We start from the raw sequence: 23632 nt of genomic DNA, 5'->3' as shown, positions 1-23632 counted from the left end.
ACTCACATCCGGAAGACGCCGAAGCGCGGTTCGGGCAGCGGGCTGCGGGAGACGACGTCGAGGGCGAGGCCGAGAAGGTCGCGGGTCTGGGCGGGGTCGACGATGCCGTCGTCCCAGAGCCGCGCGGTCGCGTAGTACGGCTCGCCCTGGTGCTCGTACTGTTCCCGGACCGGGGCCTCGAAGGCTGCTCGTTCCTCCGCCGTCCAGGAGCCGCCGCGTGCGGAGAGCTGGTCCTCCTTGACAGTGGCGAGCACCGACGCGGCCTGCGCGCCCCCCATCACGGAGATGCGGCTGGCGGGCCAGGTCCACAGGAACCGCGGCGAGTACGCGCGCCCGCACATCGAATAGTTCCCGGCTCCGAAGGATCCCCCGATGATGACGGTGAGCTTCGGTACACGGGTGCTGGCGACGGCCGTGACCATCTTGGCGCCGTCCTTGGCGATGCCGCCGGCCTCCGCGTCGGAGCCGACCATGAAACCGGTGATGTTCTGCAGGAAGAGCAGAGGGATCCCCCGCTGGTCGCAGAGCTCGATGAAGTGGGCGCCCTTGAGCGCCGACTCGCTGAAGAGCACGCCGTTGTTCGCGACGATGCCGACGGGGTGACCGTGGAGACGGGCGAAGCCGGTGACCAGGGTCGTGCCGTACTCGGGCTTGAACTCGAGGAACGAGTCGCCGTCGACCAACCGCGAGATGACCTCGTGCACGTCGTACGAGGCATTGACGTCGACAGGGACGGCGTCGTAGAGGCTGGAAAGCTCGGAGGGAGCGCGGCTGCCGAGCACCTCCCAGGCCGGGGAGGCGGGAGGAGGGAGCGTCGCCACGATGTCGCGCAGGATCTCGAGGGCGTGCTCGTCGTCTTCGGCGAGATGGTCGACCACACCGCTGCGTCGTGCGTGCAGCTCGCCGCCGCCGAGTTCCTCCGCCGTGACGATCTCCCCGATGGCGGCCTTCACGAGCGGGGGGCCACCGAGGAAGATGGTCCCCTGGCCGCGCACGATGACGGTCTCGTCGCTCATCGCCGGTACGTAGGCGCCGCCGGCGGTGCACGAGCCGAGAACGGCGGCGAGTTGAGGGATGCCCTCCGCGGACATACGCGCCTGATTGAAGAAGATCCGCCCGAAGTGCTCGCGGTCCGGGAAGACCTCGTCCTGCTTGGGGAGGAACGCGCCCCCCGAATCGACGAGGTAGAGACAGGGAAGGCGATTCTCCAGCGCGATCTCCTGCGCGCGAAGATGCTTCTTGACGGTGAGGGGGAAGTACGTGCCGCCCTTGACCGTCGCGTCGTTGCAGACCACCATGACGTGCCGCCCGTGCACGAGACCGATACCGGCGATCACGCCCGCGCCCGGCGCCTCTCCCCCGTACAGGCCGTCAGCCGCGAGGGGCGCGACCTCGAGGAAAGGGCTGCCCTCATCGAGCACACGGGTGACGCGATCGCGAGGGAGCAGCTTCCCTCGCGCCAGGTGACGCTCGCGAGAAGCGTCCGGTCCTCCGCGCGCGGCGGCGGCGAGGCGGTCTCGCAGTTCGTGCGCGAGCGACTCCTGGGATGTCGGCATCGTGATGTCCTCCTCGACCCACGTCCGCCCTGGGCCGAGCCCTGGCGCGGTGCATGCACTTTCGGTTAGTGTTCACTAACCCGTTGATTCAGGTTAGCGAGGATTAACTGAGATGACAAGCCCGGTCACCGCCCGAGACCGCGCCAAGGCCGAACGGTCCGATGCGATCCTGCACGCCGCAGCACGACTGTTCGCCGCGCGCGGGTACAGCGGCGTGAGCCTGGAGGACATCGGCGCTGCCGTCGGTGTGTCCGGCCCGGCCGTCTATCGTCATTTCGCCGGTAAGCAGGCTCTGCTGGGAGCGGTCCTCGTCAAAGTCAGTCAGGACCTCATCCACGGCGGACGCCGCGTCGCTGACGAGGCCCCGACGCCCGACGCGCGGATGCATGCCCTGATCGAGTTCCACGTGGACTTCGCCCTGGGTAACGCCGAGGTGATCCAGGTGCAGGACCGCGATGTCGCGTTCCTGTCCGATGCCGACCGCGCCGAGGTACGCCGCCTGCAACGCGCCTACATCGAATTGTGGATGGCGGCCCTGGCTCCGTTGCATCGAGGCGGCACGGGCGGCGCCGATCCGGACGAGCTGCGTCTGCGCGTGCAGTCCTGCTTCGGACTCATCAACTCCACGCCGCACAGCACGCGTGCGGCGGCCAGACGGCACTCCGCCACCGCGACCGTGTTGATCGCGATGGCGGATGCTGCCGTGCGCGCGACTAGCTGAGGAGCATCGCCCGCCCTGGCTCCTCGAGGAGGTCGGCCACATCCTTCAGGAACCGGGCGCCCTCCGCGCCGTCGACCATCCGGTGGTCGAAAGAGAGACTGAGGGTCATCAGCTGCCGCAGCGCGATCTCGCCCCGGTGTTCCCAGGGCTGACGACGTACCGCGCCCACGGCCAGGATCCCGGACTGACCGGGGGGAAGGATCGGCGTACCGGCATCGACACCGAACACGCCGATGTTGGAGATCGAGAAGGTGCCGCCCGCGAGCTCCGCCGGCGAGGTCTTCCCCGAACGCGCGACCTCGGCGAGGGATTTCACGGCGTCCGCGAGTTCGGTGAGTGTCAGCCGCTCGGCATCTCTGATCATGGGGACGATCAGTCCACGCTCCGTCGCCGCCGCGATCCCGAGATCGACGTAGTTGTGCTGGACGATCTCGCCGGCGGCCTCATCCCAGCGCGAGTTGAGGCCAGGAGTCCGCCCGAGAGCGAGGCAGACCGCCTTCGCCACCACGGCGAGCGGCCCGATCCGATGTGCGCTCAGCGATCGATCTTCGCGGAGACTCGACAGCAGGTCCATGGTCGCGGTCACGTCGACGGTATGGAAGACGGTGACGTGCGGGGCCGTGAAGGCGCTCTGGACCATCGCCGCCGCCGTGTGCTTGCGCACTCCGCGGATGGGGATCCGGGTCTCGCGCTCCTCGCCGGCGAGTGCGGCGGGGCTGGCCGGAAGTGCAGCGGACGACGTGGAATGCACGCCGCCGCCGGCGCGATCGTGCGCGCCGACGCGTTCCGCATAGGCGTCGACATCGTTGCGGGTGATGAGGCGGTCGCCCACTTCTGCCGCAACCAGCACGAGATCGATGCCGAGCCTCTTCGCGTGGGCGCGCACCGGGGGCGTCGAGCGTGGGCGCTCGATCACGGCGTCGACGGCTGACGGAGCAGCGTCGTGCGGTGCCGCCTCGAGAACGGCCGTGTCGATGGTGGCCGGAGCGGACGCGCCGATCCTCCGTGCCCGCCGCGCTGGTCGCCCTGAGCTCGTGGGCGCGGCGCCGTACCCCACCAGGTTCGGCTCGGCCTTCTCCCCAGGCTCCGAGGAGGGCGACGGGGCCGCCGGCTCCTCCCCCACGACATCGAAGGCGATCAGAGGAGCACCGACGGCGATGGTCTGTCCTGCTTCCGCGTGCAACGTCGAGACGATGCCCTCGTAGGGCGAGGGCAGCTCGACGACCGCTTTCGCGGTCTCGACTTCTGCGAGCGTCTGGTTGAGAGTGACGCTGTCGCCGGGAGCGACGAGCCAGGTCACGACCTCGGCTTCTGTCAGTCCTTCCCCGAGGTCGGGAAGGCGGAACTCCGCGATCATGCCTCTGCTCCCGTCAGGCTGTTCGGCCGGTCCAATACCCGGTCGACGGCGTCGAGCAGTCGATCCAGGTCCGGGAGGTGGTACTTCTCGAGCTTCGCGGGCGGGTAGGGGATGTCGTGGCCGGTGACCCGCAGTGGAGCCGACTCGAGGTACTCGAAACAGCGCTCCGTGATGCTCGCGATCACTTCCGCGGCCACTCCCGCTTCCCGCGACGCCTCGTGAGCGACCACGACGCGGCCCGTCTTCCGCACCGAAGCCGCGACGGAGTCATAGTCGACGGGCGAGAGGGAACGGAGATCGATGACCTCGAGCGACGTTCCCTCATCCGCCGCGGCGTCCGCTGCCTGCAGTGCGGTGGACACCATGGCGCCGTACGTGATGAGGGTCGCATCCGTCCCGGTCCGCACCACGCGCGCGAGACCCATCGGCGGCGCGTCGGCCAGCGGGGCTTCGAGGTCGACCTCGCCCTTGTGGTGGTACAGCCGCTTCGGCTCGAAGAAGATCACGGGGTCGTCGGAGGCGATGGCCTGTCGCAGGCTTCGATACGCGTCCTCCGGGTTCGAGACCGTGATCACGCGCAGTCCTGCCGTGTGCACGAAGTAGGCCTCCGGAGACTCCGAGTGATGCTCGGCAGCGCCGATGCCGCCCGCCCACGGGATCCGGATGGTGATGGGCATCTTCACCCTGCCCTGAGTGCGGTAGTGCAGCTTCGCGACCTGAGCGACGATCTGATCGAAGGCGGGATACACGAAGCCGTCGAACTGGATCTCGACGACGGGTCGGTAGCCGCGGAATGCGAGGCCCACCGCCGTGCCGACGATTCCGGACTCGGCGAGCGGCGTGTCGATCACGCGCGCTGCGCCGAACTCGTCGAGCAGTCCGTCGGTGATGCGGAAGACGCCTCCCAGCTTGCCGATGTCCTCCCCGAGCAGCACGACCTTGTCGTCATCGCGCATCGCCTGGCGGAGACCGGCTCCGAGGGCCTTCCCGAGAGTCAGCTCGGTCATGGTCACACCTCGCTCTCGAAGGTGGCGAGGTACGAGGCGTACTCATCGCGCTGCCGCTCGAGTCCGGTGTGCGGCTCCGCGTAGACGCCGTCGAACACGGCGAGTGCCGGCCGTGTGACCATTCCGAGGCACGCGGCACGCATCTCCTTGGCGACGAGATCGGCTGCGGACTGGGTCTCGGCGACGTGCTCTTCGGTGAGCTCCCCGCCGGCGCGCAGGTGTGCCTCCAATCGCGCGATCGGATCGCGGCGGCGCCAGGAATCCAGTTCCTCCTGGTCGCGGTACCGGGTCGGATCGTCGGCCGTGGTGTGCGGACCCATGCGATAAGTGACGGCTTCGATGTAGGCGGGGCCCTTGCCGGACCGTGCGTGATCGAGAGCCCAGCGCATGGCCGCCATGCAGGCGAGCACGTCGTTGCCGTCCACCCGCAGGCTGGGGATGCCGAATCCTGGTGCCCTTCCCGCGATCGGATACTGCGACTGCACGGCCACCGGCTCGGAGATCGCCCAGTGGTTGTTCTGGCATACGAAGACGACCGGCGCCTGGTACGACGCGGCGAAGATCATCGCCTCGTTCACGTCACCCTGGCTGGTGGCTCCGTCACCGAAGTAGGTCACCGCCACCTCGTCAGCGCCGTCGTGCTGGATGCCGAGCGCGTAGCCGACCGCATGCAGTGTCTGCGCTCCGATGATGATCTGCAAGGGAGCGACACCGAGGTCGGCGGGATCGTGAGCCGCACCTTCCTCACCGCGCCACATGCGCACGTAGTCTCCGGGCTCCGCGCCCCGCGCGTAGATGACTCCGGTCTCCCGGTAGCTGGGGAACACGAAGTCCTCGGGAGCGAGGGCACGGGCCGTGCCGATCTGCGTCGCTTCCTGTCCCTGGCAGGGCGCCCAGAGTCCGAGCTGTCCCTGGCGCTGAAGCGCGACACCCTCGGCATCGATGCGGCGGAGGATGACCATGTCCCGGAGCAGAGAACGCAGCTGCTCGGCATCGACGTCGGCGACGAACGGGTCCAACCGGGGGTTCGGGATGCGACTTCCGTCGGGGTTCAGGAGGCGCTCCGAGAGCTCCAGATCCTGTGCCGTGTCTGCGATGGGCGTGGCCTGCGGTGACATCGTCGTCCTCCTCGTCCTCGGCGGCCCTCGTGAGGCTCCGCGCACTGATGCCAGCGTCATCACCGGCATGGTCTGAGAGTACGTCCGCTCAACACCTCGCTCAAGCATTCCAAGAGTGCTTGAGCATGTTGCTCAATTTCGCTCGAGAGAGTGCTGCTAAGGTTTGGCACTATGCCAGGACTGGACCGCATAGATCTCGAGCTTCTCGCCGCACTCGCCGACGACCCGCGCACGACGATCGTCGCGCTCGCGGAGAACCTGGGGCTCTCGCGCAACACGATCCAGGCGCGGATGGCGCGGTTGGAGCAGAGCGGGATCTTCCTGTCCTACGAACGGTCCTTCTCGCCCGACGTGCTCGGTTTCCCCCTGCAGGCCTTCGTGAGCATCGGGGTCCGTCAGACGGAACTGCCCCGCATCATCAACGAGCTTTCCCGGATCCCCGAGGTCGTGCAGGCGCACGGCCTCAGCGGATCGATCGATCTGCTCGCGCGGGTGGCCTGCCGCGATGCGCGGCACCTCTTCGACACGGACGCGCGCATCCTGTCCATCGAGGGCGTCGAACGCACGGAGACGTCGTTGGCGATGGGTGAGGTCATCCCGTTCCGTGTGGCCGGCCTCATCGGCCTCGCGCGACGGGAATCCTGAGGAATCGGCGAACGGCTCCCGCAGCTTCGGCCGGGGTCTCGTAGTGGATCAGGTGTCCGACGTGCGCGATCTCGACGAGGCGGGCGTCCGGGAACATCGTCGCCAGCTTCCGCTCCGCTTCGATGGGTGTGATGTCGTCCCGCTCGGCTGCGACGAGCAGTGTCGGAACGTCGATCTCGGGGGCGAACTCGCGTACGTCGTGCGAAACGCTCGTGACGAAGGCGTCGCGGAGCACATCCCGATCCGAGAATCGGGAGAAATAGGTGTCGTGCTGGTCGTGGATGAACCGGCGGAGTTCCGGATCCCTCGTCTTGGCCATCGTGATGCTCATCACACGGACGATGATCCGGTTGCGCAGCAGGGCCGTCCCGACCTTCTCGGGGAGCCTGGCGCCGAGAGCGTAGTAGAGGACCGCAAGTCGTGTCATCAGTCCCTTCGGCCCCTCGAGCGCCGGCGCACCGATGGGGTTCAGCAGGATCAGGCGCGGGGTCTGCAGTCCGCGTGCCACGGCGGCTGAGGCCACGATCGAACCGAAGGAATGGCCGAGGATCACGGCACCTGGGGCGACTTCGGCGACGAAGTCGGTGAGCCACTCCGCATACTCGTCGAGATCATGCGTGCGTCGTGGCACAGGGGCAGACTCGCCGAAACCGGGAAGATCCGGCGCGATCACCCGCACCTCGGGCAGGAACGCGAGCACCGGTTCGAGGCCGTGGTGCTCCCCTCGGAAACCGTGCACCGCGACGACGGTGGTGTCTGCGTCGTCGGGGCCGTACGCCCAGTAGGCCGTGGTCCCCCCATGCACCTCGACCTCGCGACGCTGCACGGGAAGGCGACGAAGACGGTCCGCATACGGGGAAGGCACGCTCATACTCCCGAGTCTACGAGCGGCCTCGCGGGTTCTGGTGCATCCCGGATACCTGCACGGCGGAGGCTCAGGCATCGTGGGATACGCTCCTGATCGTGCGCTTTCGAGTGGGATCGACGCGCGTAGCACGAGGAGTAGCCCATGCAGTTCACGTCCACCGATCTGGCCCAGGTGGAGTCCACATGGCAGCAGTACGTTCCGTCGTCGTCGCTGCAGGATGCGGATCCGCGCAGCTTCCGCTTCGACTGGCGATCCGAGGAACTCGGCACCGCGTCCCTGATCGACTACCGACTCACCGCCAAGGTGCACTCTCGGGCAGAACCTCAGGAGCAGCTGCTGGTGTGTCGGGTCGACGCTCCCGATGCGCGTGTCTGGTCGGGACGCGAGTCCCTGGATGCAGGCTCGGCCTGGATGTCCGACGGCACCGAGGTCGAAGCCCGATGGGACCGGACAGCGCGCGTACGGGCGTTCGTGTTCGATCATCGCGCCGCCCAGGCGCGCGCGAGGCAGATCACGGGTGATGACCGACGGGAGTTGCGCACGACGGGGTTCGTGCCGCACTCCCCTGCCGACGCTCGGCGCTGGGAGCGGATGTTCGAGTACGTGGATCAGTCCGTGAACGCGGGGCCGACCGATCATCTGCTCCTCGCCGAACTCGAACGGCACGCCCTGGCGATGACGCTTTCGGCGTTCCCGACCACATTCACCGACTCCCTCAGGCGGCCGGCACAGCGAGCCGGAGCGCCGGCCTCGGTCCGTCGTGCGCTCGCCTACATCGACGCGAATGCGCACCTGGCGATCACCATCGATGACGTCGCCGCCGCGTCTTACATCTCCACACGAGGACTGCAGTACGCCTTTCGACGAGCGTTGGACATGACGCCCGCCGACGCTCTGCGGCGGGCGCGCCTCGACGGGGCGCACCGGGATCTCCGCAACGGCGAGGGCCGATCGGTCGCCGAAATCGCGCGCCGCTGGGGCTTCAGCAACTCGTCTCGCTTCACTGCGGCGTATCGTGACGCCTACGGCGCAGCGCCCGTCCTCGCCTCGTGATCGTGACGCTCGCCTTGTGAACGTGACACTGAGCGAACAGATTGTTCGCTCAGTGCAATGTGGTGCGTCAGGCGCAGGGTGCGCGTCGATTTGTTGGCTAGAGTTCGAATTCCCGGACCACTTCCCGGTCCGTCGAGCACGCCATCGAGGAGAACCATGGCCCGCCCCCTGACCGTCGTGTCCCGCCGCCACTGCTGATGGGCAGCCTGTACTACGGCGACACATCGACGCCGATCTACATCGAGGATCGCGCCTTGGCGCACCTCAAGGTGGTCATCGCCACCAAGCTCCGCCGGAACGAGAGCTTCACCCTCTCCTGGCGTCACCCCGAGGGTGAGGCCCCTGGGCGATCGACCCTCTGGCTCCACCCGTCGATTCCTCTGAGGTTCGTCTTCCAGGAACCGGAGTCTCCCGATCTGAGCCGGAGGTGGATCGAGGAGCTCGCGCACTCGGCGAGTTCGAGCGGCGGCATCGTCCTGGTCGAGGAGCACCTCGAGACCATCGCGCCGGACTGATCACCGCTTCGCACTGACGGCGTCGGACACTCTGGTGACCGACGCCGTCACTGCGTGTATTCAAAAGCCGGTGTCGCTCACAGGGCGGCGCAACTCACAGGGCCTCGTCGCCGCTGGAGCTCACGGAGCGACGAGTGGTCGGCTCCCCCGTGGCGGGGTCGACGTATGTGCGTGAGACCGTCTCCGTTCGCCGGCGACGCGCGAGCAGCACGATGCCGATGAGGAAGATGATGACTCCCGCTCCCATCAGGATGTAGCCGACCATGTCGAGGTCGACCCAGGGAACGTCGACGTTGATCGCGAAGACGAGGATCGCCCCGATCACGAAGAGCGCGATTCCGCTGCCGATGCTCATTGTTCCTCCTGTCTCTGCGGCGCGGTGCCGCACTCCGGAAGCATGGCGTGGGGTCGCGGCGCCGAGGAGGGGCTTGACATCGGCGCGAACCCTTCTCCTCCGCGGCGCTCCGCGCGTCAGGCGGCGTCGACGGTCGGCTGCTGCAGCCAGAGGTCGGGGCCGAAGACCTCGTAGGCGATCCGCTCCGCAGGTATCCCCCGGCCGATCAGCGTCGCCCTGACAGAGCGCATGAACTCGAGAGGGCCGCACATGAAGACGACCGCGTCGTCCGGGAGCTCGACATTCGAGAGGTCCATCCGCCCGGGGAGCGCGGGGTGGAGGGTCGGGGCCGCGTCCGCCCCGTCCGCGTACCAGTTCTGCGCCTTGGCATCCTTCATCGCGAGCACCTGTCGCCGCAAGGAGGGATACAGCACATGGGCGTCGTGGTTCCGGTCGGCATGGAAGAGTCGGATGGTGCGTTCCGGGGCGCGACGGGACAGATCCTCGACGATTGCGGTGATCGGTGTGATGCCGATGCCTGCGGAGACGAGGACGAGGGGATGCCCGGTGTCATCGAGCACGACGTCACCTGCTGGTTGGGACACATCGAGCACGGTGCCGGGGTGGGCGTGCTCGTGGAGCCAGGTCGAGACCTGACCGTCGGGGACGCCTGCACTGCCGCGGACGCGCTTGACGGTCACGCGCAGCGCATCGCCTCGCGGACCGGAGGAGATCGTGTACTGGCGGGGCTGTCTGGACCCGTCCGGCAGGTCCACCGCGATGGCGACGTACTGCCCCGTCCGATGTGACGCGACGACGCCGTCGACAGGCGCGAGGAGGAGCGAGACAACGTCGTCCGACTCGACGACGCGCTCCACCACCCGATGCTTGCGCCACGGATGGGCGGGATCGGTGCCGCCCTGCGCGTACAGCTTCGCCTCTTCGGCGATGAGGGAGCACCCGAAGAGCCAGTAGACCTCGTCCCAGGCGGCTCTGACCTCTGTGGTCACCGCATCGCCGAGCACCGTCTGCACCGCATCGAGGAGGTAGTGGCCGACGATCGTGTACTGGCGTGCCTGGACACCCAGCGAGACGTGTTTGTGGGCGATCCGACTCATGATCGGCGTGAAGTCGGGGGCGTCCGGGTCGATGAGGTGCACGGCGAAGGCGACGACCGACGCGGCCAGAGCTCGCGGCTGCTCGCCGATAGCCTGGTTCGCACGGTTGAACACCCGCAGCAGTTCGGGGTGCGCGGTGAACATCTCCCGGTAGAACAGCGTGGTGATCTCATCCGCGTGCGCGGCTACGACTCCTGCGGTCGCACGTACGACCGCCTCGGACTCCGTTGAGAGCTTCATGACTTCCCTTCTCTTCAGCGTCATGGTCGTTCCACCATCGCCGGACCAGACCGAGTGCGCGCGCCCTTTCACCGGGTTATTTCCGGCCGAAACGCGCCCTCCTCTCTGCCGGCGTGCTTATCCTCGCCCCATGCCCCGTCGAGCCCATGACTTCCGAGGTCTGACCCAACCGCGGCGCCTGCGCCTGCTCCGCGCCATCCAGGAGACGCCCGGCCGAGACGCCGGCGCGCTCGCCGAGGAGAGCGGGATCCCGTTGAACACCGCACGTGACCACCTGCGGGTGCTCGAAGACGAAGGCCTGATTCGCAGTGAGCCCGTCAACACCGGCCATCGCGGTCGTCCACCCCTCGTCTTCCACCCTGTGCGTGAGACATCGTCGAGCCAGAGAGCACGGTCACGGGTCGAAGGCGCCGATGTGAGGGGCCGCATGCTCCGCGCAGTGACGTCGGAGAGTCCGCGCCTCGGCGAGCAGGCCCTCCGGCAGGTTGACGTCCTGTACGAGCACCTCGACGATGCCGGTCTGAACCCCGTCGTCGACGAGGAAACGCTCCGATTCGATCTTGCTCCCTGCCGCTACCGCGGCCTGCTCGCCGAAGATCAGGCGCTCGTATGCGCCGTGCATGCGCAACTCGTGCGCGATGTGCTCCGACTGGGCGATGGTCCTCTGGAGATGCGGCGACTCGATCCGTTCGTGACGCCGCATCGCTGCACGCTGCTGCTGTCATCGAGCGAGCAGGGATCCGCTGAGGATCGTGAGTAGGGCGGGTCGGACTTGAACCGACGATCGTTGGGTTATGAGCCCACTGCCTTAACCAGCTTGGCCACCGCCCCGTACGGGTCCCAGCCTAGCGGCCAGGGCGCTCACACCCGCGTCGCCGCCGAGTGCGTCTGCGAGTGTCCGAGATAGATGTCGGCGTTGGCCAGGAGATCCGCTCGCTCCTCTTCGCTGAGCGCTCGACGCACCTTCGCCGGCACGCCGGCGACGAGAGAGCCTGCGGGGATCTCTGCCCCCCCGAGGACGACCGCTCCTCCGGCGATGAGACATCCTTCGCCGATGACGGCACCGCTGAGGATCACCGCCCCCATCCCCACCAGGCTTCCGTCGCCGATCGTGCAGCCGTGCACGACCGCGTTGTGTCCGACCGAGACCTTGGAGCCGATCACCACAGGATGCGCTGCATCGACGTGGACGGAGACGTTGTCCTGGAGATTGGAGCCGGGGCCGATGACGATCTGCGCCGAATCCCCGCGAAGGACGGCGTTGTACCAGACGCTGGAGCCCGCCGCGAGGCTGACGTCGCCGACGATGCGAGCGCCGTCGGCGACGAATGCGGTCGCGTCGACCGACGGCGTACTGTTCGGCAGGGCGAGGATGGAGGCTCCGGACGCGATGCTCATGAGGCGAGACTACCCTCACTTCCGCGGAATCACGCGGAAGTGAGCCGAGCCTCAGCTTGCTTGCGGAATGTCTGACGCTGAGTAGCGTTGTCTTCATCAGATACGAGAAACCGTTCCGGAGGAGCACAAGATGAGCAAGGCACAGACCGTTTCCACCACCGCCATCGACCCGACCGTGGCTGCAGGGGCGGCCCAGTTCCTCTCCCCTGTCGTCCTCGGTCTCCAGGCACTGACCATCAACGGCAAGCAGGCCCACTGGCATGTCCGCGGCGCGAACTTCGTCGGCGTGCACGAGCTGCTCGACACGATCGTCGCCCACGCCGGCGACTTCGCCGACACCGCCGCTGAGCGTATCGTCGCTCTCGGTCTGCCGATCGATGCACGCGTGAGCGCCGTCGCGGAGAAGGCGGGCTCGACGTCGGTCGCGGCCGGCTTCGCACAGTCCGACGAGCTGATCCGCGCGGTGATCTCCGACATCGACGCCGTCCTCGTCGACGTCAAGGCCGCTGTGGAAGGCCTCGACGAGGTCGACCTCACCAGCCAGGACGTCGCGATCGAGATCCAGCGCGGCCTCGAGAAGGACCGTTGGTTCCTCGTCTCGCACATCGCGGCCTGATCGCAGACATCGTCTGAACGTGGCAAGGGCGGTCCTCGGTTCTCCGAGGGCCGCCCTTGCTGCACGAGTAACCCATCAGTGCGCGTGTGTGACGTATCCCCCCAAGACGGTGGAGAGCACGCTCATCGAGCGCAGAGCCGGCCCCGTCGACGTCAGCGGGTCCGCCGCACACAGGACGATGTCGGCGGGCTCACCCGGCCGCAGCGAAGTACGCACGCTCGCTTCCAGTGCCTGGTCGACCGTGATCCGCTCTTCCGGATGCCATGCTGCTCGCGCGTCGGCCGTCCGGGACACCGCTGCGGAGATGGCCTGCCACGGATCGAGCGGGGCCACCGGGGCGTCGGAACCGAAGCGCAACTGTGCCCCTGATGCGCGCAGTGATGCGAGGGGATAGCCGATCGAGGTCTGCTCCGACCAGTGCCGGTCCACCAGATCGCGATCATCGACGGCGTGCTGCGGCTGAACGCTGGCGATCACACCGAGGCGAGCGAACCGCGTGAGGTCGGTGTGTCGCACGAGCTGGACATGCTCTATCGATCCGGCTGCGCCCGTGGTGGTGAAGGCATCCAGCGCCGAGGTGATGGCCCTGTCGCCGATCGCGTGGACCGCCACCCCCAGTCCTGCGCCGGTCGCGCGGGTGAGGAGGTCGACCAACTCGTCGGAGGGCACCGTGAGCATGCCGAAGTTGCCAGGATCTCCCGGGTAGGCGTGCGAGCACGCGGCTGTCCGAGTGCCCAGGGAACCGTCTGTGATGATCTTCAGCGGCCCGACGCGCACAAGCCCCGCCCCGCGGGACGGAGTCTCGGTCTGTTCACGGAGTTCACCCGTGCGGAGCCCGGCGTCGATGGCGCGTTCGAGGTCGAACGGGTACACCGCGAACTCGACGCGATGGGAGGCGAAGCCCGCCTGCACCCGTCGCGGCCACGCTTCCGCACTCCACGCCATGTCGAAGTCGACGAGGCCGGTGACGCCTCGAGCCGCGGCCTGCTCCCCTGCCCGCACCATCGCACGGTCACCATGAGCGGCGTCGACGGCATTGAGGCGCCGCGAGATCTCGAAAGCATCGGTCTCGCGCAGCACGCCGTCCTCGCTGCGGAAGCCCTCACGAGCGAGTGCAGCGCTGTTCAACCAGACGCTGTGGACGTCGGCGTTGATGAGGTAGGTGGGAACGCCGCCGGTGGCTGTGTCCAGGAGTTCGAGTGACGGACGATCCGGCCATAGCGCATCTCGGAAACCGGTCCCGACGCGTCGACCGTCCGCCAGCGGGGGAACACCACTCATCGCACCCGCTGCGGCCGCTGCGGATTCCGCGTGTCCGAGCGGCGCGCGCTCCGATGTCAGCGCCCATTGGACGGTGTGGACGTGGTTGTCCCAGAGCCCGGGAACCGCCCAGGCGCCGTCGGCGGCGAGGACGCGGCCGCGGGCGGACAGAGCACCGGTCGGGGCGATGTCGACTATGCGTCCATCGGCGATGAAGATGTCGACCGGTTCGTCGTCCATCAGGAACTCGCGTCCTGGTCCGGCGATCCGCACGGCTGTGATGGTGTCGATGGCGGCGCCGCGTTCGGTCACTGCTGTACCCCTCCTCGGCGTGCGTCCTGCGCGCGCCGCATCTCCGCGGCGAGGGCCGGGTTCGCGTAGGGTCCGTCGCCGGAGAGCTCCTCGATCACCGTCTCGATCGTCTCCGGCGCCTTGTTCTGGCTGAGCTTCCTCTTGGCGACGACTCGTGTCGGTGTCAATCGGAAACCCACCGTTCCCGCGGCCAGCCGCTCCACGTAGGCCGCGTCGTTGGGGCGCTCCCACATGCGTCGCGGTTCCGGCATCAGGGATTCGAAGTGCGCGACGAGGCGGTCGAGCACGACGAGGTTCTCCTCGGCGCTCAGGATCTCGGGAACGCCGGACAGATGGACAGCGGTGTAGTTCCAGGTCGGTACCGCGGGCACATCGCCGTACCATCCGGGCGAGATGTAGCCGTGTGGGCCATGGAAGGCCACCAGCATCTCTCGGTCCTCCCCCAGCCCGTGGATGAGGTCGTCAGGACGACCCACGTGACCCACGACGGTGAGGTCGTCGTGGGCGTCGTCGAGCAGGACGGCGTAGTGCGAGGCCACGAGCCCCTCCCCGCCAGAGCTCATGATCGTCGCCCAGGGGTTCGCCTCGATCACGCGGCGGATCTCGGGCACATCGGCCAGCGTGAAGCTGGGATTCTGTCGCATTCGATCAGCCTAGATCCGGTGGTGGCGGCGCGGGCGGATCATGCCTGGCAACGCGGGCACCAGTACAGCTTCCGAGCGCCGATCTCCTCCAGCGCGATCTCGGTCCCGCAGATACGGCAGGGCAGACCAGCGCGGTGATAGACCCAGTGACGATCGTCCCGGTTGGCCATGGCGGCGCGGTAGTCCGGGCCGGTCAGACCGTCCATCGTCATCATCTGCCCCGTCTCCACACCGATGGCGAGCAGACGCACCCAGTCGTGCCAGAGCGCGCGCACGACGTCTTCGGGAACGTCGCGACCCGGCGTGTGCGGGTTCAGCCTCTGCCGGAACAGCATCTCGGCGCGGTAGACGTTCCCGATGCCGCTCACGACCGACTGGTCCATGAGCAGGAGTGCGATCACCGTCGGCTTCTTCCTGACAGCGCGGACGAAACGCTCCTCGTTCTCGACCGGATCGCCGACCAGCGGGTCAGGGCCCAGTTTTGCGACGGTCGCGAGCATCTCCTCAGGCGTCTGCAGGACGCACGCGGTCGGCCCTCGGAGGTCGGCCGCGGTGATGTCGGTCATCAGACGCAGTCGAACCTGGCCGACCACGGGCGGCGGCCACTCCATGCCCTCATCAGCGAGCCCCTTCGTCTGCTCGGACATGCGCACGTGCACCCGCGTGCGTCGGGGCGCACCGATCGAGGACAGCGAGTTCTCCCCCGCATCATCGAGGATCGCGTCCTCGAGGATCGTGCCCCGCTGATTGGTCTGGCCCATACGGCCGTTGGCGGAGGCGATGGTCGGGTCGACGACGATCTCACCGGCGAAGTCCCACGCTCCATACAGGCCGAGATGCACCCGGAGCCACAGGTCGCCTTCCGTCTCCAGGAACATCTGCTTGCCGACCGCCTGCACGCTCACCGCGGCACGGCCGTCGAGCAGGGATGCTCCCTCGGCGAACCGACCCTGCGGGCTGGAAGCGCTCAGCGTCTTGCCGACGAAGTTGCGGTCGAACTGCCGAGCGATCCGGTGGACGGAATGACCCTCGGGCATGTCAGGCCCGCGGGTCCGGGAGCAGTGAGCCGTCGCGTTCGAAGTCGGCGATCTGTCCGATGCGCCGCACGTGGCGCTCGTCGCCCGAGAACGGGGTCGTGATGAAGCGGTCGATGAACGAGGTGACCTCGTCGTACGTGTGCTGACGCGCGCCGATGGAGATCACGTTCGCATCGTTGTGCTCGCGGGCCAGCTCCGCGGTCGAGAGGTTCCAGACGAGCGCCGCACGTACGCCCTCGACCTTGTTCGCGGCGATCTGCTCGCCGTTTCCGGAGCCCCCGAAGACGACGCCGAGCGCCTCGACGCCCGCACGCTGATCGGCGATGACGGCCTGCGCCGCGCGGATGCAGAACGCCGGGTAGTCGTCGACCGCGTCGTACTCGACGGGACCGTGATCGACGACCTCGTGCCCGGCGGCGCGCAGATGGTCCTGCAGCTGCGTGGAGAAGTCGAGGCCCGCGTGGTCGGTGGCGATATGGATGCGCATGTGTCCCATCCTAGAAGCGCGCGCCGGTCACCGAGAGGTCACGGAGCGACGCCTGCGGCAGCCGGCTTGAAGCCCGCCCGGATGTTCTCGCAACAACCGGGGCGGCACACGTCGAACCCGCCGGGAAGGGAAGTGACGTGAGCGCGTTCCTCGTTGGGACGCCCCTGGAGGCGCTCCTCGATCAGATCGACGATGCCCGCGACGAATGCCGGCGATACGCCGGGGGTCGGAGTACGGGTGAAGGAGAGTCCCGCTTCCTCCGCGGCCTCCGCCGCCTCGGTGTCGAGGTCCCACAGGACCTCCATGTGGTCGCTCATGAATCCCACCGGCACGACGGCGACGGCCTTGCGTCCGCGCTCGGGCAGCTCGCCGATCACGTCGCAGACATCGGGCTCGAGCCACGGCTGCGAGGCGGGACCGGAGCGGGACTGGTAGACGAGCTCCCACGACACGTCGGCGGCCGCCGGGACGGTCTGGCGGACGCGATCCATGACCCACGCGGCGACGGCGAGGTGCTGCGCGGCATAGGCGCCGCCCTCACCCCACTCGATGTCGCGGGCACCCGAGCGCTCGGCGTCGGCGGTGGGGATGCTGTGCGTCGAGAAGAGGATCTGGATGTCCGCGGCTGCGATGCCTTCGGCGAGGAAGTTCTCGATGGCCTCACGGACACCGGTCTCGAACGCCTCGACGAAGCCGGGGTGATCGTAGAACGGGCGGATCTTGTCGATCGTGACGGTCTCGCCCAGGCCGGTCTCCTCCAGGATGCGGGCGAAGTCCTCCCGGTACTGGCGGCAGCTGGAGAACGAGCTGTACGCACTCGTGGCGAAGGCGAGCAGGGTGTTGTGCCCGTTGCTCGACGCCTCGGTCACGACCTCTTCCAGGTACGGCGCCCAGTTGCGGTTGCCCCAGTAGACCGGGAGCGTGATGCCCCGCTCGGCGAGAGCGTTCTGCAGCGCCTCCTTGAGCACGCGGTTCTGACCGTTGATCGGACTCACCCCGCCGAAGTGGCGGTAGTGGTGCGCGACTTCCTCGAGCCGCTCGTCGGGGATGCCGCGGCCGCGCGTCACGTTCCTGAGGAACGGGATCACATCCTCCTGGCCCTCGGGCCCGCCGAATCCGGCGAGAAGGATCGCGTCATAGGCGACCGGTGCGGTCACGAAAGGTGCACCACCGGAGGCAGCAGGCGAGGCAAAGGGGACGACATTCGGCTCGATCGCAGTCACCCGTCCATCCTCCCACTTCTACGGAGTGCCGGAGTGCGCGCGAGCACCGTTTCTATCCGATTCCCCTGCACCGCGATGGAGATCAGGCATTCCCCGCACTGGCGTAGGCTGTCAGGGTTGCCGTCGGCGCCAACTGCGCCCAGCCCCGGTGACATCCCCTCACCCCTGGGAGTACAGCTGTGCCTGGAGAGAACCTCACCCGTATCGAAGCGCAGGAGCGCCGCGACGTCGTCGACACGCAGTCCTACGAAGTCGCCCTCGATCTGACCAAGGGCGCCGAGGTCTTCGGCTCTCGGAGCGTCGTCCGCTTCACCGCCACGCCCGAGAGCTTCACCTTCATCGATCTGATCGCGCGGGAAGTCCGTGAGATCTCGCTCAACGGGGAACAGCTCGACCCCGACGAGGTCTTCGCCGACTCGCGCATCACGCTCGAGGGACTCCAGGCGGAGAACGTCCTCGTCGTGGACGCCGACTGCGAGTACACGAACACCGGCGAGGGCCTGCACCGTTTCGTCGATCCCGTCGATGGCGAGGTCTACCTCTACTCGCAGTTCGAGGTGCCCGACTCACGTCGAGTGTTCGCGGTCTTCGAGCAACCCGATCTCAAAGCGACGTTCCAGTTCACCGTGACCGCACCGGCCGCATGGAAGGTCGTCTCCAACTCGCCCACCCCCGAGCCCATCGTGCACGACGATGACGTCACCGCCACGTGGGGCTTCGAGCCGACGCCGCGCATCTCCTCGTACATCACGGCGTTGGTCGCCGGTCCCTACGAGTCGACCTTCTCGGAGCTGACGAGCGCCTCCGGCCGCGTCATCCCCCTCGGCGTGTACGGCCGCAAGAGCCTGTGGCAGCACCTCGACGCCGACTACATCTTCGACAAGACCCGCGAGGGCTTCGCCTACTTCGAGTCGAAGTTCGGCGTGCCGTACCCGTTCGCCAAGTACGACCAGCTCTTCGTGCCGGAGTTCAACGCCGGCGCCATGGAGAACGCGGGAGCCGTCACCTTCACCGAGACCTACGTCTTCCGCAGCAAGGTGACGGACGCCGTCAAGGAACGTCGCGTCGTCACGATCCTGCACGAGCTCGCTCACATGTGGTTCGGCGACCTCGTCACCATGAAGTGGTGGAACGACCTCTGGCTGAACGAGTCGTTCGCCGAGTGGGCCTCGACCATCGCCACGGCGGAGGCCACGGAGTGGACCGAGGCATGGACCACGTTCAACGCCATGGAGAAGACCTGGGCCTACCGCCAGGACCAGCTCCCCTCGACCCACCCGATCGTCGCCGAGATCAACGACCTCGAAGACGTGCAGGTGAACTTCGATGGGATCACCTACGCCAAGGGCGGCTCCGTCCTGAAGCAGCTGGCCGCCTGGGTCGGTATCGAGGCGTTCTTCTCGGGCGTCTCGCAGTACTTCCAGAAGCACTCCTGGGGCAACACGGAGCTCAGCGACCTGCTCACCGAGCTCGAAGCCACCAGCGGCCGCGACCTCGGCACGTGGTCCAAGAAGTGGCTGGAGACCGCCGGCGTGAACACGCTGGAGCCGGTCATCGCCGAGGGCCACGACGGCACGATCTCGCGCTTCGCGATCACGCAGACCGCTCCGGCCGACTACCCGACCATCCGTCCGCACCGTCTCGGCATCGGCTTCTACACCCTCACGGACGGCTCGCTCACCCGCACGCACTACCTCGAAGTGGACGTCGACGGCGACCGCACCGAGATCCCCGAGCTGCAGGGTCTCACCCGCCCCGACCTCGTGCTCCTCAACGACAACGACCTCGCCTACGCGAAGATCCGCCTCGACGAGAAGTCTCTGGCCACCGCGATCGCACACCTCGCCGACATCCACGACCCGCTCGCCCGTTCGCTCGTCTGGGGCGCGGCATGGGATCAGACCCGCGACGCCGAGACCGGCGCTTCCGAGTACATCGACCTCGTGCTCGGCAACATCGGGCGTGAGACCGAGTCGACGACGGTGCGCACCACGCTCGCGCAGCTGCGCACCGCGGCGAACCTCTACGTCGCACCGGCCGACCGCGAGGCCGCGCGCCTCAAGGTGGCGGATGGTCTGTGGAGCCTGGCAGAGTCGGCCGACCCCGGCAGCGACAGCCAGCTGCAGTTCGTCACGGCCTTCGCCAACGCTCTGGTCACTCCTGAGCACGCGGGCATCGTCGGACGTCTGCGCTCCGGTGAGGACACGCTCCCCGGGCTGGAGATCGACGCTGACCTGAACTGGCAGCTGCTCGCCGGGCTCGCCACGATCGGCGCGACGGACGCCGCCACGATCGATGCCGCTCTCGCCGCGGACAACACCGCGAAGGGTGGGGAGTTCGCGGCTCAGGCACGCGCGTCCCTGCCGGACTCCGCCTCCAAGAAGGCCGCGTGGGCGTCGTTGATCGAGCGCGATGATGCTCCGAACACGATCGTGCGCTCCGCAGCACTCGGGTTCACCCACCCGGCGGGGGCTGCGGTGCTCGAGGAGTTCGTCCCGGCGTACTTCGACATGCTGCTGCCGATCTGGGAGTCGCGGACCTACCAGATCGCGCAGTACCTGATCGTGGGGCTGTTCCCGACCGCACTGGCGGACATCGCCCTGCGCGACGCGACCCGCGGCTGGCTCTCGGAGCACCAGGATGTCGCCCCTGCTCTGCGACGGCTCGTGCTCGAGAACCTCGCCGATGTCGAGCGCGCCCTGGCCGCGCAGGCCCGCGACGCCGAGGACTGATACCCGAACACCGGCGAAAACGGAGACCATCCGCTCTGATCCCCGTGTGTCCACCAATGACACGCTGCGGTCGGGCCGGATGGTCTCCGTTTTGACGCGGGGTTCCACCCAGCCCGCACAGAGGCCCGCTCGCTAGGATCGGAGGTGATGATTCTTCCCTCCACTGTCACCGAACCACCTGCGGAGATCCCCCTCCCCGACTGGGTGAAGGCGCTGCTCGCTTGGCTCGGCGAGGTCGGCATGAAGGCAATCGCGGTCGCCATCATCATCGTCAGCTGCATCGTGATCGGGCTCGTCCTGCGGCTCGTCATCCGACGTGTGGTGCACCGCATCGTCGACAGCGCGAAGAACAAGGCGTCGGTCGACGACACTCAGGCACTCGAGCGCTCTCCGCTCGCGGATATGCGCCTGGTGCAGCGCACACGCACGCTCGGCACGATCCTGCAGAACATCGTGAACGTGATGCTGGTCGTGATCGCGATCGTGCTCATCGTGAACGCGATCGACAACAGCTTGCTCGGCTCACTGACCCTCCTGACCGCTGCGGTCGGCGCTGGTCTCGGTTTCGGCGCCCAGAACATCGTCAAGGACGTGCTCAACGGCATGTTCCTCGTGGCCGAGGACCAGATCGGCATCGGCGATGTGGTGGATCTCGGTCTCGCGAGCGGTGTGGTCGAATACGTGAGTGTGCGCATCACCCAGGTGCGTGACGTCAACGGCACGCTCTGGTACGTGCGCAACGGTGAGGTGACCCGGATCGGCAACATGTCGCAGGGGTGGGCGCGCTCCATCATCGACATCGGCGTGCCGGCCGACTCCGACCTCGAACAGGTCGAGCACATCATGCTCGAGACCGCGCAGGGACTGTCGAAGGACCCGAAGTGGCGTACGCGCATCATCGAGAAGCCCGAGCTGTGGGGCTTGGAGTCCATCGACGGAGACGCGCTCGTGGTGCGTATCGTCATCAAGGCCAGGGCCAATGCCAAGGACGACGTGGCCCAGGAGCTGCGTCGCCGCCTGCGTGCCGCCCTCCTCGAGAAGGAGATCGGGGTGCCCCGCATGGTCGACGTGGTGCCGACGGGGCTCGACGGGGCTCGGCGGGTCCGCGGTGCGAACCCGCCCAGAACGCGCCCGAACGCGGTGACCGGCGTGCCGGTGGTCCCCGACCGAGGTATCTGGCGGAGGAAGAAGCCGAACGACGACGGGAGCACCCAGAAGTGACCTTCTACGACGAGATCGGCGGGCACGAGACCTTCCGGAAGATCGTCTCCGTGTTCTACCGCGAGGTCGCGCTGGACCCCGTCATGAAGCCCATGTACCCGGAGGAAGACCTCGGCCCTGCCGAAGACCGTCTTCGGATGTTCCTCGAGCAGTACTGGGGCGGCCCCACGACGTACGGTGAGACCCGCGGGCATCCCCGACTGCGCATGAGGCACATGCCGTTCCACATCGATGCGGATGCGCGGGACCGTTGGCTTCGTCACATGCGCACCGCTCTCGACGAGGCGCAGTTGTCTCCCCTGCACGAAACCACGCTGTGGGACTACCTGGAGCGCGCGGCCTATGCCATGGTGAACACACGCGAACCTTCCGGGATCGGCGCCGGACCCGGCGGCCGGCCCACGCTCGAGACCCTCTCACGTCAGGAATCAACGGAGACCCCATGACGACAACGCCCCTGTCCGCAGACGTCCTGGTGATCGGATGGGGGTTGGCGGGCCTGGTCGCCGCCGCCGAGGCGCTCGATGCCGGGCGGCGTGTCATCCTGGTGGATCAGGAACCGCGCACGAACCTCGGTGGGCAGGCCTGGTGGTCGTTCGGAGGGCTGTTCTTCATCGACTCCCCCGAGCAGCGGCGCCTCGGCATCAAGGACTCGTTGGAACTGGCGACCCAGGACTGGTTGGGCAACGCCGGATTCGATCGACCGGAAGACGAGTGGCCCCGGCGATGGGCCGAGGCGTACCTGCAGTTCGCCGCCGGCGAGAAGCGCGCGTGGCTCCGTGAACGTGGGGTCGGCTTCTTCCCCGTCGTCGGCTGGGCGGAGCGCGGCGGCTACGGCGCTATCGGACCTGGCAACTCCGTGCCCCGCTTCCATATCACGTGGGGCACCGGCCCGGGAATCGTCGCGCCATTCGCCGCAGCTGTCGAGCAAGGGGAGCGAGAGGGGCGCCTGACCGTGCTCCCCCGCCACCGCGTCTCCGAGCTGCTGGTGACCGACGGAACCGTCACCGGGGCACGCGGGCAGATCCTCGCGACGAGCGGGTCGAAGCGCGGTGAGCCTTCATCGCGCGACGTCGTCGACGATTTCGAGATCACGGCGACAGCGACCATCGTCTCGTCGGGCGGCATCGGTGGAAACCACGACCTTGTACGCGCCGCTTGGCCCGCGCGCCTCGGCACTGCACCGGAGCACATGCTCACCGGGGTGCCCGCGTATGTCGACGGCTCGATGCACGGCGTGAGCGAAGCCGCCGGTGCCCGGCTGATCAACGGCGATCGCATGTGGCACTACGTCGAAGGCATCGCCAACTGGGATCCGGTATGGCCGTCGCACGGGATCCGCATCCTCCCCGGGCCGTCCTCGCTGTGGTTCGACGCGACCGGCACTCGCCTGCCCGTGCCGCTGTTCCCCGGATTCGACACTCTCGGGACTCTCGCTCATCTGCGCACGACCGGGCACGACCACTCCTGGTTCGTCACGTCGCGCCAGATCGTCGAGAAGGAGTTCGCCCTCTCCGGAAGCGAGCAGAACCCCGACCTCACCGGGAAGGACGTGGGCCTCCTGTTGAAGTCCCGCCTGGCGAAGGGGCCCACAGGGCCGGTGCAGGCGTTCCTCGACGAGGGTGAGGACTTCATCGTGGAGAACGACCTCGATTCGCTGCTGGAGCAGATGCAGAGGCACGCCGGCGGCGAGGTGCTGGACATCGACAACGTGCGGCGCGAGGTGCTCGCCCGCGATCGGGAGATGGAGAACGACTTCACGAAGGATGCGCAGATCGGCATGCTCCGTTCCATGCGCAGCTATCGAGGCGACAAGCTCATCCGAACGGCGGCTCCGCATCGCCTTCAGGATCCGGCCGCGGGGCCGCTCGTCGCGGTGAAGCTGCACGTGCTCACCCGCAAGTCGCTCGGCGGCATCAACACCGACCTCCAAGGGCGCGCGCTGAACGCGGTCGGCGAGCCGATCCCCGGGTTGTACGCCGCTGGCGAGGCGAGCGGTTTCGGCGGTGGCGGAGTGCACGGCTACCGTGCGCTCGAGGGGACGTTCCTCGGCGGGTGTCTGTTCTCCGGCCGCATCGGCGGACGGGCTGCGGCTCTGGCCGGATGATCTCGGTCCCGGGCTTTCCGGGTGAACCTCTTCGGGGCATCCATCCTGCTTGTTCGGGGTAAC

The 23632-nt window shown here is 67.8% G+C and carries 23 protein-coding genes and 1 tRNA gene; 10 read left to right on the top strand and 14 right to left on the bottom strand.

Annotated features, from left to right (window positions below; translation table 11 throughout):
* Positions 1-2: 2 nt before the first annotated feature.
* A complete protein-coding gene (locus FFS56_RS11025) occupies positions 3-1556 on the bottom strand; it encodes a carboxyl transferase domain-containing protein (protein ID WP_127012196.1) in 1554 nt (517 codons plus the stop codon).
* Positions 1557-1668: 112 nt separating this feature from the next.
* Here FFS56_RS11025 and FFS56_RS11020 point away from each other — a divergent pair, with 112 nt between their 5' ends.
* Positions 1669-2277 (top strand): TetR/AcrR family transcriptional regulator, encoded by a 609-nt coding sequence (locus tag FFS56_RS11020; RefSeq protein ID WP_127012197.1) that lies wholly within the window; start codon positions 1669-1671, stop codon positions 2275-2277.
* On the opposite strand, the gene FFS56_RS11015 is transcribed toward FFS56_RS11020, so the two are convergent.
* The 3 genes from FFS56_RS11015 to pdhA are packed head-to-tail and all read right to left on the bottom strand — an operon-like array spanning position 2270 to position 5759.
* Positions 2270-3634, bottom strand: a complete 1365-nt coding sequence (locus FFS56_RS11015; RefSeq protein ID WP_058631158.1) for a dihydrolipoamide acetyltransferase family protein — start codon at positions 3632-3634, stop codon at positions 2270-2272. The genes FFS56_RS11020 and FFS56_RS11015 overlap by 8 nt on opposite strands.
* The gene (locus FFS56_RS11010; RefSeq protein WP_046747090.1) at positions 3631-4641 is read right to left on the bottom strand and encodes an alpha-ketoacid dehydrogenase subunit beta; all 1011 of its coding nucleotides are present in this window, start codon (positions 4639-4641) and stop codon (positions 3631-3633) included. Before FFS56_RS11010 ends, FFS56_RS11015 begins: the two co-directional genes overlap by 4 nt.
* Positions 4642-4643: 2 nt before the next feature.
* The gene (gene pdhA / locus FFS56_RS11005) at positions 4644-5759 is read right to left on the bottom strand and encodes a pyruvate dehydrogenase (acetyl-transferring) E1 component subunit alpha (RefSeq protein WP_127012198.1); all 1116 of its coding nucleotides are present in this window, start codon (positions 5757-5759) and stop codon (positions 4644-4646) included.
* Between the two features lie 171 nt (positions 5760-5930).
* Between pdhA and FFS56_RS11000 the strand changes: the two genes are divergently transcribed.
* Positions 5931-6404, top strand: coding sequence for an Lrp/AsnC family transcriptional regulator (locus FFS56_RS11000; protein ID WP_045265266.1), 474 nt, complete (start codon positions 5931-5933; stop codon positions 6402-6404).
* Here FFS56_RS11000 and FFS56_RS10995 read toward each other — a convergent pair.
* Positions 6376-7275 carry an alpha/beta hydrolase gene (locus tag FFS56_RS10995; protein ID WP_046747019.1) on the bottom strand — a complete coding sequence of 300 codons (900 nt, stop codon included), beginning with the start codon at positions 7273-7275 and terminating at the stop codon, positions 6376-6378. The genes FFS56_RS11000 and FFS56_RS10995 overlap by 29 nt on opposite strands.
* A 138-nt stretch (positions 7276-7413) precedes the next feature.
* Between FFS56_RS10995 and FFS56_RS10990 the strand changes: the two genes are divergently transcribed.
* A complete protein-coding gene (locus FFS56_RS10990; RefSeq protein ID WP_046747020.1) occupies positions 7414-8325 on the top strand; it encodes a helix-turn-helix transcriptional regulator in 912 nt (303 codons plus the stop codon).
* Between the two features lie 197 nt (positions 8326-8522).
* Positions 8523-8840, top strand: coding sequence for a hypothetical protein (locus FFS56_RS10985; RefSeq protein ID WP_046747021.1), 318 nt, complete (start codon positions 8523-8525; stop codon positions 8838-8840).
* Positions 8841-8934: 94 nt separating this feature from the next.
* Here FFS56_RS10985 and FFS56_RS10980 read toward each other — a convergent pair whose 3' ends face one another.
* Positions 8935-9195 carry a DUF6458 family protein gene (locus FFS56_RS10980; RefSeq protein ID WP_046747022.1) on the bottom strand — a complete coding sequence of 87 codons (261 nt, stop codon included), beginning with the start codon at positions 9193-9195 and terminating at the stop codon, positions 8935-8937.
* Between the two features lie 116 nt (positions 9196-9311).
* Positions 9312-10556: a globin domain-containing protein gene (locus FFS56_RS10975; RefSeq protein WP_267901488.1), complete on the bottom strand. Its 1245-nt coding sequence runs from the start codon at positions 10554-10556 to the stop codon at positions 9312-9314.
* A gap of 106 nt (positions 10557-10662) precedes the next feature.
* On the opposite strand from FFS56_RS10975, the gene FFS56_RS10970 reads away from it, so the two are divergent.
* Positions 10663-11292: a helix-turn-helix domain-containing protein gene (locus tag FFS56_RS10970; protein WP_164734095.1), complete on the top strand. Its 630-nt coding sequence runs from the start codon at positions 10663-10665 to the stop codon at positions 11290-11292.
* Here FFS56_RS10970 and FFS56_RS10965 read toward each other — a convergent pair.
* Both FFS56_RS10965 and FFS56_RS10960 read right to left on the bottom strand, forming a co-directional pair.
* Positions 11290-11363: transfer RNA gene (locus FFS56_RS10965), tRNA-Ile, on the bottom strand. The two genes, FFS56_RS10970 and FFS56_RS10965, sit on opposite strands and share 3 nt — an antisense overlap.
* 30 nt (positions 11364-11393) lie before the next feature.
* The gene (locus FFS56_RS10960; RefSeq protein WP_046747025.1) at positions 11394-11930 is read right to left on the bottom strand and encodes a gamma carbonic anhydrase family protein; all 537 of its coding nucleotides are present in this window, start codon (positions 11928-11930) and stop codon (positions 11394-11396) included.
* Positions 11931-12060: 130 nt separating this feature from the next.
* Between FFS56_RS10960 and FFS56_RS10955 the strand changes: the two genes are divergently transcribed.
* Positions 12061-12546 carry a DNA starvation/stationary phase protection protein gene (locus FFS56_RS10955; RefSeq protein WP_127012201.1) on the top strand — a complete coding sequence of 162 codons (486 nt, stop codon included), beginning with the start codon at positions 12061-12063 and terminating at the stop codon, positions 12544-12546.
* Between the two features lie 75 nt (positions 12547-12621).
* Here the strand turns inward: FFS56_RS10955 and FFS56_RS10950 are convergent, their stop codons facing one another.
* The 5 genes from FFS56_RS10950 to FFS56_RS10930 are packed head-to-tail and all read right to left on the bottom strand — an operon-like array spanning position 12622 to position 17509.
* On the bottom strand, positions 12622-14118 hold the full coding sequence (locus FFS56_RS10950; protein ID WP_171010942.1) for an amidohydrolase family protein: 1497 nt from the start codon (positions 14116-14118) through the stop codon (positions 12622-12624).
* Positions 14115-14762: an FMN-binding negative transcriptional regulator gene (locus tag FFS56_RS10945; protein ID WP_127012202.1), complete on the bottom strand. Its 648-nt coding sequence runs from the start codon at positions 14760-14762 to the stop codon at positions 14115-14117. The genes FFS56_RS10950 and FFS56_RS10945 overlap by 4 nt, the downstream gene beginning before the upstream one ends.
* Positions 14763-14800: 38 nt before the next feature.
* The gene (locus tag FFS56_RS10940) at positions 14801-15799 is read right to left on the bottom strand and encodes a DNA-formamidopyrimidine glycosylase family protein (protein ID WP_127012203.1); all 999 of its coding nucleotides are present in this window, start codon (positions 15797-15799) and stop codon (positions 14801-14803) included.
* Position 15800: 1 nt separating this feature from the next.
* Positions 15801-16286: a ribose-5-phosphate isomerase gene (locus FFS56_RS10935; protein ID WP_046747030.1), complete on the bottom strand. Its 486-nt coding sequence runs from the start codon at positions 16284-16286 to the stop codon at positions 15801-15803.
* A gap of 38 nt (positions 16287-16324) precedes the next feature.
* Positions 16325-17509: a ferrochelatase gene (locus tag FFS56_RS10930; protein WP_127012204.1), complete on the bottom strand. Its 1185-nt coding sequence runs from the start codon at positions 17507-17509 to the stop codon at positions 16325-16327.
* Between the two features lie 179 nt (positions 17510-17688).
* Between FFS56_RS10930 and pepN the strand changes: the two genes are divergently transcribed.
* From pepN to FFS56_RS10910, 4 genes are all read left to right on the top strand, one after another.
* Positions 17689-20241, top strand: coding sequence for an aminopeptidase N (gene pepN, locus FFS56_RS10925; RefSeq protein ID WP_046747032.1), 2553 nt, complete (start codon positions 17689-17691; stop codon positions 20239-20241).
* A gap of 147 nt (positions 20242-20388) precedes the next feature.
* The gene (locus FFS56_RS10920; protein WP_127012205.1) at positions 20389-21462 is read left to right on the top strand and encodes a mechanosensitive ion channel domain-containing protein; all 1074 of its coding nucleotides are present in this window, start codon (positions 20389-20391) and stop codon (positions 21460-21462) included.
* Positions 21459-21908, top strand: a complete 450-nt coding sequence (locus FFS56_RS10915) for a globin (protein WP_127012206.1) — start codon at positions 21459-21461, stop codon at positions 21906-21908. The genes FFS56_RS10920 and FFS56_RS10915 overlap by 4 nt, the downstream gene beginning before the upstream one ends.
* Entirely contained in the window at positions 21905-23569 is a 1665-nt protein-coding gene (locus FFS56_RS10910) for an FAD-binding dehydrogenase (RefSeq protein WP_127012207.1), read from the top strand. Before FFS56_RS10915 ends, FFS56_RS10910 begins: the two co-directional genes overlap by 4 nt.
* The last annotated feature ends 63 nt before the right edge of the window (positions 23570-23632 follow it).

This window comes from Microbacterium sp. Beta, assembly GCF_005502545.1.
Taxonomy (GTDB): Bacteria; Actinomycetota; Actinomycetes; order Actinomycetales; family Microbacteriaceae; genus Microbacterium; species Microbacterium oxydans.
Note: the sequence above shows the minus strand (reverse complement) of the source record. Positions and strands in the feature narration are given on the sequence as shown.

What these genes read in the sequence shown, in the direction of transcription:
- FFS56_RS11025 (WP_127012196.1), bottom strand. Translation starts at nt 1,556, where the DNA reads ATGCCGACATCCCAGGAGTCGCTCGCGCACGAACTGCGAGACCGCCTC.
- FFS56_RS11020 (WP_127012197.1), top strand. Translation starts at nt 1,669, where the DNA reads ATGACAAGCCCGGTCACCGCCCGAGACCGCGCCAAGGCCGAACGGTCC.
- FFS56_RS11015 (WP_058631158.1), bottom strand. Translation starts at nt 3,634, where the DNA reads ATGATCGCGGAGTTCCGCCTTCCCGACCTCGGGGAAGGACTGACAGAA.
- FFS56_RS11010 (WP_046747090.1), bottom strand. Translation starts at nt 4,641, where the DNA reads ATGACCGAGCTGACTCTCGGGAAGGCCCTCGGAGCCGGTCTCCGCCAG.
- pdhA (WP_127012198.1), bottom strand. Translation starts at nt 5,759, where the DNA reads ATGTCACCGCAGGCCACGCCCATCGCAGACACGGCACAGGATCTGGAG.
- FFS56_RS11000 (WP_045265266.1), top strand. Translation starts at nt 5,931, where the DNA reads ATGCCAGGACTGGACCGCATAGATCTCGAGCTTCTCGCCGCACTCGCC.
- FFS56_RS10995 (WP_046747019.1), bottom strand. Translation starts at nt 7,275, where the DNA reads ATGAGCGTGCCTTCCCCGTATGCGGACCGTCTTCGTCGCCTTCCCGTG.
- FFS56_RS10990 (WP_046747020.1), top strand. Translation starts at nt 7,414, where the DNA reads ATGCAGTTCACGTCCACCGATCTGGCCCAGGTGGAGTCCACATGGCAG.
- FFS56_RS10985 (WP_046747021.1), top strand. Translation starts at nt 8,523, where the DNA reads ATGGGCAGCCTGTACTACGGCGACACATCGACGCCGATCTACATCGAG.
- FFS56_RS10980 (WP_046747022.1), bottom strand. Translation starts at nt 9,195, where the DNA reads ATGAGCATCGGCAGCGGAATCGCGCTCTTCGTGATCGGGGCGATCCTC.
- FFS56_RS10975 (WP_267901488.1), bottom strand. Translation starts at nt 10,556, where the DNA reads ATGACGCTGAAGAGAAGGGAAGTCATGAAGCTCTCAACGGAGTCCGAG.
- FFS56_RS10970 (WP_164734095.1), top strand. Translation starts at nt 10,663, where the DNA reads ATGCCCCGTCGAGCCCATGACTTCCGAGGTCTGACCCAACCGCGGCGC.
- FFS56_RS10960 (WP_046747025.1), bottom strand. Translation starts at nt 11,930, where the DNA reads ATGAGCATCGCGTCCGGAGCCTCCATCCTCGCCCTGCCGAACAGTACG.
- FFS56_RS10955 (WP_127012201.1), top strand. Translation starts at nt 12,061, where the DNA reads ATGAGCAAGGCACAGACCGTTTCCACCACCGCCATCGACCCGACCGTG.
- FFS56_RS10945 (WP_127012202.1), bottom strand. Translation starts at nt 14,762, where the DNA reads ATGCGACAGAATCCCAGCTTCACGCTGGCCGATGTGCCCGAGATCCGC.
- FFS56_RS10940 (WP_127012203.1), bottom strand. Translation starts at nt 15,799, where the DNA reads ATGCCCGAGGGTCATTCCGTCCACCGGATCGCTCGGCAGTTCGACCGC.
- FFS56_RS10935 (WP_046747030.1), bottom strand. Translation starts at nt 16,286, where the DNA reads ATGCGCATCCATATCGCCACCGACCACGCGGGCCTCGACTTCTCCACG.
- FFS56_RS10920 (WP_127012205.1), top strand. Translation starts at nt 20,389, where the DNA reads ATGATTCTTCCCTCCACTGTCACCGAACCACCTGCGGAGATCCCCCTC.
- FFS56_RS10910 (WP_127012207.1), top strand. Translation starts at nt 21,905, where the DNA reads ATGACGACAACGCCCCTGTCCGCAGACGTCCTGGTGATCGGATGGGGG.